Here is a 1,555-nt window from a genome sequence, read left to right on the forward strand (position 1 = left end):
AGCATCTTCACCTGTTTGAATGCACGCATTCAAACAGGATCTGCCTCTAGCTGCGGTAGGAGCCGTTGATGTCGATGTAGCCATGCGTCAGGTCGCATGTCCATGCCTGCCCGATGCCGTTGGCCAGGCCGAGGTCCACGTCGATTTCGATCTCCTGCCCCTTCATGTGGGCGACGACCGGCGTTTCATCATATCCCGCGACCACGGTGCCGTTGCGCGCGATCCATGTGCCGCCGATCCCAACCGACAGCGTGTCGCGATTGGCGGGTTCCCCACTTTTGCCCACAGCCATGACGACACGGCCCCAGTTCGCGTCCTCCCCCGCGATCGCGGTTTTCACCAGCGGGGAATTGGCGATGGCCATTGCCACGCGCTTGGCCGATTCGTCGGATGTCGCGCCGGTGACGCGGATATGCATCATCTTCGTCGCGCCTTCGCCATCACGTACCACCAGCAGCGCGAGTTCCAGCAACAGGGAGTCGAGTGCCTGTGTGAAGTCCGCAAGGGCGGGGTCATGGGCATCCGTGATGGCGGGATTGCCCGCCCGGCCCGTCGCGAACAAAAGCACCATGTCCGAGGTCGATGTATCGGAATCAACCGTGGTGCAATTAAAGCTCTTTTCCGTCCCGCGCGACAGCAACGCCTGAAGCACCGGCGCCGGAAGGGCGGCATCAGTCGCGATGAACGCCAGCATCGTCGCCATGTCCGGGGCGATCATGCCGCTGCCCTTGGCGATGCCCTGGATGCGCACGGTGGTGCCCGCGATCGTGGTTTCACGCACCGCGCCCTTGGGGAAGGTATCGGTGGTCATGATCCCACGCGCGGCGCCTTCCCACCCGTCATCCGACAGTGTCGCATATAGGCCCGGCAGCGCGTCGCTGATCTTGCGATAGGGCAGGACCTCGCCAATGACACCGGTGGAGGCAAGGAAGACCTCACTTGCCGCGCATTGCGTCAGGCGCGCGGCGTCGGCGGCGTTGGCCTGTGTCGCCTCGTACCCCGCGCGACCGGTAAAGACATTCGCGTTGCCCGCATTCACCACCAGCGCGCGCGCCACCCCACCGGCCAGTGCGGCGCGGCACCAGTCCACCGGCGCACCGGGGCACTTGCTGCGTGTAAAGACACCCGCGACCGTCGTGCCGGGCGTGAATTCGGCCATGACAAGGTCCGTACGCCCCGCATAGCGGATGCCCGCCGCCGTGGCGCCAAAGCGGACGCCGGCCATGGGCTTCAGTTCGGGGAATGGCCGTGCAAGCGGGGAGGTGGGAAGAGCGTCAGCCATGACACATCTGGTCCTTGGTGTGGGGTGGGTTTGATCCCACGCGAAACGGGAACATGTTACACGATGCGGCACGAAATGACGCGGCAGGCCACGACAGGGCAGGTCATGGTGTTACGCATCCGCCGTGCCGGGGCGGCCGGGGCAACACGGGTCATCCCCGGCCCGGCCTGCGCGGCCCATGCGGGCCGGTCTGGCGCGGCATGGCGCGTGGGGATGCCCCGTTGCGCCATGCCGCACCGTCGCGCGATCAGTGCGCGGCGGCGGGCGGCGGGG

The 1,555-nt window shown here is 66.3% G+C and carries 2 protein-coding genes; one reads left to right on the forward strand and one right to left on the reverse strand.

Annotated elements, in window-relative coordinates; all coding sequences use genetic code 11:
- Positions 1 to 46: 46 nt before the first annotated feature.
- Complete coding sequence (gene argJ, locus B7G66_RS07055) at positions 47 to 1,282, reverse strand: bifunctional glutamate N-acetyltransferase/amino-acid acetyltransferase ArgJ (RefSeq protein WP_003622088.1); 1,236 nt, start codon at positions 1,280 to 1,282, stop codon at positions 47 to 49.
- Between the two features lie 63 nt (positions 1,283 to 1,345).
- Between argJ and B7G66_RS07060 the strand changes: the two genes are divergently transcribed.
- The coding region (locus B7G66_RS07060) for a hypothetical protein (protein ID WP_148424782.1) at positions 1,346 to 1,555 on the forward strand (210 nt) is incomplete at its 3' end.

The sequence above is a fragment of the Novacetimonas hansenii JCM 7643 genome (assembly GCF_000964405.1).
Lineage (GTDB): Bacteria > Pseudomonadota > Alphaproteobacteria > Acetobacterales > Acetobacteraceae > Novacetimonas > Novacetimonas hansenii.

Excerpts from the sequence above, each read along its gene's own strand:
- argJ (WP_003622088.1), bottom strand. The coding sequence starts at position 1,282 with ATGGCTGACGCTCTTCCCACCTCCCCGCTTGCACGGCCATTCCCCGAA.